This window comes from bacterium (assembly GCA_021159335.1).
GTDB lineage: Bacteria > UBP14 > UBA6098 > B30-G16 > B30-G16 > JAGGRZ01.
This window is the reverse complement of sequence record JAGGRZ010000016.1, coordinates 1-6,670: the sequence shown is the minus strand read 5'-3', so window position 1 is coordinate 6,670 and position 6,670 is coordinate 1. Positions and strand designations below refer to the sequence as shown.

Annotated in this window: 1 protein-coding gene; it reads right to left on the bottom strand. The window is 49.4% G+C overall.

The window, feature by feature from the left end; translation table 11 throughout:
• Window positions 1–32: 32 nt before the first annotated feature.
• A complete protein-coding gene (locus J7J62_01265; GenBank protein ID MCD6123788.1) occupies window positions 33–6,539 on the bottom strand; it encodes a T9SS type A sorting domain-containing protein in 6,507 nt (2,168 codons plus the stop codon).
• Window positions 6,540–6,670: the final 131 nt, after the last annotated feature.

Sequence of the window (6,670 nt, the reverse complement as noted above, 5' to 3'; positions counted from 1 at the left end):
AGGGGGGTGAAGGGAGGGGATACAGGACTGAACTAACGGGCAAGGATGAGCTTTTTGATGTAATGCTTTTTACCTATTGATATTCTCACCATGTAAACACCACTCGGCATCGTTTTCCCCTCATCATCTGTGCCGTCCCAGATTAGCTTATGGTAGCCGCCGGGGAGCATATTGTTCTCAATAGTTCTTATGAGCTTGCCCGATATGTCATAGACATCGGCTTGGACATGCGCTTCGCTGCCCAGCCATATGGTCATTACTGATTTGGCGTTGAATGGGTTAGGGGCAAAGTCTGTTAATATGGGTTCAGCAGGCTTAATTTTGCTGTTGAGCACCACTTTGTGGGCACCGAGCGAAAGATATGTCTTTCCTGATGCAGGTTTTCCATCTATCATGAGCGAATAACAAGCCTTCGGGTTTATTTCATATTCGCCGTCCTCAAGAACCACCAGTATCCACTCACCACTTGTGGCAACAGCTTTGGCAGGAATGTCGTTATAATCAATATATGCTTTGTAGTTGGCTGGTTTATCCGGCGTTGGCGGCATGAATGCTTCTTTTATGCCTTCTCCGAGCATGAGTTTCAGCGTGAGGTCATCCTTCGTTATCGTTGCTACTGTCTGTGACTTTGCCGATGTTTTCGTTCCGCCGCCATGACCTCCGCCGGGCAAATATAACCTTGCGCCATCAACATTGGAGAGCACGAAATATGCGAGACCGGGAATGAGATTATCCGTTCCGACATATGTTCCGGAGGATGTGTCGAAATACCATGCGTGATACGGCATACCTATTATAGCACCGTCGGGGACATCGTCGGGGTCGGTAAAGTTTACAGGGTCGTAGATGGTTCCTATAAAGTTCCAGCCGCGAGCGAGTTCAAGCTCGAGTTCGTGTATCGGGTGACCCCAGTATTCGAACACCCTGTGCTCGCGATGCAGCAACGCATAGCCGACACCCGGTATCATGTTTGTCGCTTCTTCCCATGTATTATGTTCTGCATCGAATGACCAACAACCGAAGTTTCCGGGGAACAGAGCATCTGGGCTGCCAGAAATCCTTATCGGAAGCGATATCATGCTGAATCCTGGAACTATGCCAAATCTGAACGGCACCGCAGCATCACCGCGATAGATAACCCACAGCCTTGCGCGGCGGCTATAATCGTAGGTGCGCACCGTTTTCATGTCGATTCTTCTTGCCCCATCAACAAGATAGAGCGCGCCCATCTCGGTAAGGTTTACGAAATCAGGGAACGACCAGTTAAGTGTTCCTGCAGAATCTCCTGTGTGTATTCGCCAGCTTATCATGACCTGCCGCGAATTCCTTATGTCTGCTGCAAGCCGCTGATGCAAGGTGTCCCACGGAGTAACTGTATAAGCATCGAACCAGGACACTAATGGAGTATTATCCTCGTCCCACATACTATCGAACCATGATGTAGCTCGCGGTTCAACGCCAAGTATAACGGTGTCGTGTCTGCCGCCACATTCGAAGTCGAGGATTACACGCCAATGCTCGTCGCAGCCCCAAACAAGAAGATTACCGTTTGTTATTACAGTATCGGTTACATAGGCATCGGTGTTGTGTTCAATATTGGTTATAGTTAGCGGTGTTATTTCACCTATTTCTGCGCTCCTTTGTGCGCGATAAAATACCGTTGCGAGAGGTCCACCGCCGGGAAGCGGGAATGGATTGGTTATCTCGAAGGTTATTCTTCCCGGACCAACGCTAAATGTAACAAGCGAACCTTGACGGGCAACGACATCCACGGGCTGCGCTATCGCAGGGTCGTTCTCGACGGTAATGATTAAGTTTCTTATGCGCATGGCTTCAAGGCTGTCTATCATTATGTCGACAGCTGCATCGCGGTCGTGACAGGAGAAGAGTGTCTCCGGGTTGAACCAAAGAATCAAAGGTCTTGGTTCTGGCTCTGTAACCTGAAGATGGACCGGTATGAAGCTTAGCGGGTGGTGGAAGTCATTCGTGTGGACCATAAGGAATGCGTAGTAATGTCCAGCAGTAAGATGGGTGGCATCGAATGTAACTGTTATAACCTGCGAGGCGTGTCCGGGGAGTGTTCCAGCGGTTGGCTCTTCGTCAAGCCACTCTACATTGTTGCACGGTTTTAGGGCGAGAATTTCGTTAACCAGCAATTCGAGAGCGTCGGGGATTCCGTCAGTATCGGCATCTGCGGTGTTTGAAAGTTTTATTGCGTTTATAACGAATGTAGTTGCGAAATTGGTTACTATAGCGCCGTTTCCTGGATACGGTAACCTGTCGAATGTTGCTATGGCCTGGTGGGGTCCCGGGATGACACAGTCGCCATAATCGGGGGCGCCGGGCATAGTGTCGAAAAATGCTTCAGTAGTAGGCATGGGCAGTCTGAAGAAAGGATGCCCTGGAAGGTCGAGAGTTATAGCGCTCGGCCTTGAACCAAGGTCATTACCTATAGCAACACCCATTGCACCCCAAAGGAGGTGATTCCTGTAACTATCAAGGTCGGGCGTCTGTATCAGAACCTTGGCGTGATGCCTGAGAGCTCTTTCAACACCGTCCCAAACTCTTGAGGATGGTATCGAGTCAGCGGAAACTATCACGAGCTCGTAATCGCCACCGCTCGCTGCTGTGCAGAATGCATCTGGGTCCGTAAATATATCCGCCGGATAGCTTATCGTTGCCAGTGCTCTCGGAATAAGCGAATTAGAATCGACGAAGGCTATTATGCTGTGTTCTGTTGCTCTAAGTAATCTCGTTGGCACTAATGCACAGCGTTCCTGAATGTCGTAGCTTAAGTAGCCACCATCGCAGTTTCTTATGGTGAAAAATCGGAGTGCCGTTTCACCCTCTCTAACGGTGGCGTTTATAGCTCTCGGCAGGTCACACAGGTTCCCGGGACCCTCACCAGGTCCGAGGTAAAGCGAGCCGAAGCTCGCCGGGTCCTCAGCGTCTGAGCCTGAGGGAATTATTTTAACCCACTCGCCCGCATCGGCATCATAGGCTGCTATTCTTAAGCCTATCCATGTGTTAAGCCTTGCTATATTTATTCTTTCGGCAGCTGTTCCGAAAAGAGGTATTGCTATCTCATATGTGACATATCCTTCATCATCCGATGCGCCACCCTGCAAGCTGGGGGGTGAGATGCGCGTATCCCTTCCTATGCCTGTGGGGAAGTCGCCCCAGATGCCCTGGAATGTTAGCTCAGGGCGGTGTCTCGACCATTGTAGTCTGTATTCGCCTTCATTGCTCGGAGAACCAGTGGGCCAGCGACGGTTAAAGTTGTCATCTATGGAAATGTAGAGCGCATCGTTATCGGAAAGAATAGTGTCTCCGTAAGCTATAACGGCAATGTAGAGGTAATTAAGAGTGTGCTTGAACATTATTTCGAACCTGCTTGACGAACTGTAGGTGAATCGCGACGCGTCTTCCCACTCTACATCGTATATCTCGCCATCGCAGACGGGCGGAAGTCTGTATGTGAAGTTTGAATACCACTCAGTGCTGGGACCGCTAACGGCGAAACCGTGGTCGATGTTGGATTCATGGCTTGAGCCAAGTGAGTAGATGGCAACTATTTTGTAGTAGTAGACTATATACGGTGTCACATCATTGTCGATGTAGTTGGGCACGAATGTCGTGGCTATGCGTTCCCATCCTGAGTCGGGTCTAAGGCTCCGCCAGACCTCGTAGCCCTCAAACGGTACTGGTGGCACGGGCAAATCGAACGCAAGTGGTGGTTCCCAGGAAAGCGGTATGAAGCCCGAATATCCGGTGGTAACAACCAGGTTGCGAGGTGCGAAAAGCGGCGCCGTTATGGGATAGGACCACAACCTGAAACTGCAGCGTGTGGTGCTGTATCCGTCCGTTACTCGTGCTCTGAAGTTATATCGAATCACTGCATCCGTGTCGGGGACATTCCAGTGTATAACTCCGTCCGGGTCAATTGTCAATCCGTCGGGACCGCGAACCAAGCCGAATCTTAACGGGTCCATGTCAATGTCGAATGCCCTGAGGCGTGAGAAATAGTTCTCGCCTGCCACAACTACAGTGTCCACAAATGGCAGGAAAGCTGGCGGAGTGTTGCGTATGGTGACGCTTGCTGAGTCCGTTAATGTGGTGTGCGGGTCGAAGTCATCGTGGATGGTGGCGACGAGCGTCCAGTGCTCAAAGTGGCTGGTCATTTCTGGTGGAATAAAACTGTTCCTCGAAACCAGCACTCCATTCCGGTACCATTTGTAGCTCACTATTATCGAGTCATCATCTATGTCGTGTGCATCAACTATCGCGAACAGTGTGTCATCGGTGCGAGGGAACATGGGGTGGATTGCCACGAGGTCGAATTCTGGCGGTGTGTTTTGAATTACCACCGGTGGTGAAGCTATCTCCGTAGTGTCTATGCCGTCGGTCATTAGTGCGATGAAATAGACTGTATCGCCATGGTCGAAGACACGGCCATCAATCCATCTTGTCGGTGTGCTTATGACAAGCGGGTTACCATTTATGAACCATTGATACGATATCGACACATGGTCGCCATCGCAGTCGAATACGCCGAAAACCCTTGCCCTGAGAATTGATACCTCGGTAGGTGGCGGCGGGATTACCCTTATTCTCGCGCTATCGGCTACGGGCGCATAATTGCTTACTATTAGTGTATCTGAGCTTATCGCTGCCCCGAGTTCGAAGCCGTCAAACGGTGTTACCACGCACCATACGGTGTCATAGCGATTAAACATGGTCGGTGGAAGGAAATCCTCGTTCCATGCAGGCACGGCAGCGCCATTTACGAACCAATCGTATTGAAGAGTTACGGCGTCGCCATCGTCATCGTGCCAGCCAACGATTGCAAATATCGTATCGCAAACCGTTGCAGGGTCTGGTATTAATATTACGCTATCCACTACGGGCAACTCGTTGGTCATTACCGGTCCGTCGAATGGTCCAAGTGGTGGGCATTGGTTACCGTGGTCGTCAACGGCAAAGAACCTGAACTGGTGCGGTCCTGGACCAAGCATCGTGGTGACATTGTAAGAAGCGCTGTCGGTGTAATCGTGGTCGGTAGGGTCAGCGGGTGATAGTGGGAATACAAGCGAATCATCAACTATAACTACTATGCTTTCGGGTGGGTAGTTATGATTGTTGAAGTATGTCACGCCGAATGTGAAAAGAGTCGAGTAAGCGTGTCCGGAATCGGGGGTGACATAGCCATCATAAATGTGCGGTTCATCGATGAAGAAGAATACAGTTGATGTATCGCCGACATCCTCGCCATCGAAGGGTATAACATCGAGCATCAATACATCCCCGGGATTAGTTAAGCTGTGGTCCAAGGTTGATGCGGTGGACATTAGCGTGGGCGTTGGCAGGAAAAGATACCAATTATATATGTATGTTACCGCATCGCCATCGATGTCGCTTCCTGGAAGGATTATTACTGCTGCTATGTCATCGGAACTGTATGGAGTGTCCGGGTCGATGGTTATCTCAGGTGGGAGTGGCGGTGTGTTTTCGATTATTATCGTGTCGCTTGATACCACACTTCCGAAGTCGAACCCGTCGTATGGATACACGAGGCAATAAACTGTGTCACCCTTTTCGAAATATGTGCCAGGTAACGAGTCCCATGTTATACCGACGAACGAGTAATTAACATACCATCTATACGCATATGTTATCGCATCTGAATCGGGGTCAGTGAAACCAGCAACATTGCAGAATATAGTGGAATATGTTCTCGGTGGGTCTGTGGCGGGTGTCCACGATAGTGTTGCCGTGCCGCCTGACGGTGGAGTGTTTAGAATAACGAAAGTGAATGTGTCGGTTTGGTCGTTTGCGCCGGAATCGTCCTCGGCGTAGAAGTAAAATTCATGTGTTCCGCGCCCGAACTCACTTCCGGGCAATGTGATGAAAAATTCGGCGCCATCTGTATAATTGCTGTCGGTGGGGTCGACTTGCGCCATGCTGTCGTAGTCTGTGCCGTCTATAACGACTTTTATAACCGCTGGCGGGAGGTTCCATGGATTGCTTTTATAGGTTATTTCAAAATGGAAATTATCACTTACAAAGCCACTATCTGGATTAATGGAAGGAGATAACAAGTCTACGGAAGTTGTGCCTACTGCATGTGATAACATACTTGTATCTATCAGCACAACCTTCCACTCAACCATAGAGGATGTCGGCGTGAGGACCGAGTCGAGGTAGTAAACTCCGGAATCTTGATATGTAGTATAACTTTTGAACATAGTATCGATCACATATATTTTGACGAACATAGAATCACCAGAGGCGACTGTAAGCGGCGTCCCATAACGATTTTTCACATTCATGAAATTATTAGCCCAAAGATGAACACCTGCTATGGTTGAGCAACTGGCACAAACTGTGCAATGAACACATGGAATGACAAAAGTCCAACCAGGAGTGTTAACATAATGCGTATCTGATACAGCATAGCCTTTTGATGAATCCTTCATCCAGAACATCAGCACAAAACCGTGCCACACGGTGTCTGATGTAGTGGTATCAGTATCAGGCATCCATAAATTTTGACATGTTGTTGTGCATGGTGTGAACGAATATGTCGTGGAACATGTATTGCAAACGCCTACCGTCTCGCTGGCGCAATGAGCGTTCCCGCTGCTGTCAAGGAAACCAAGGCAAAAGTTTA

Bases quoted from the DNA above. Each gene is read 5' to 3' on its own strand.
- J7J62_01265 (MCD6123788.1), bottom strand. From the start codon at position 6,539: ATGCCTGATACTGATACCACTACATCAGACACCGTGTGGCACGGTTTT.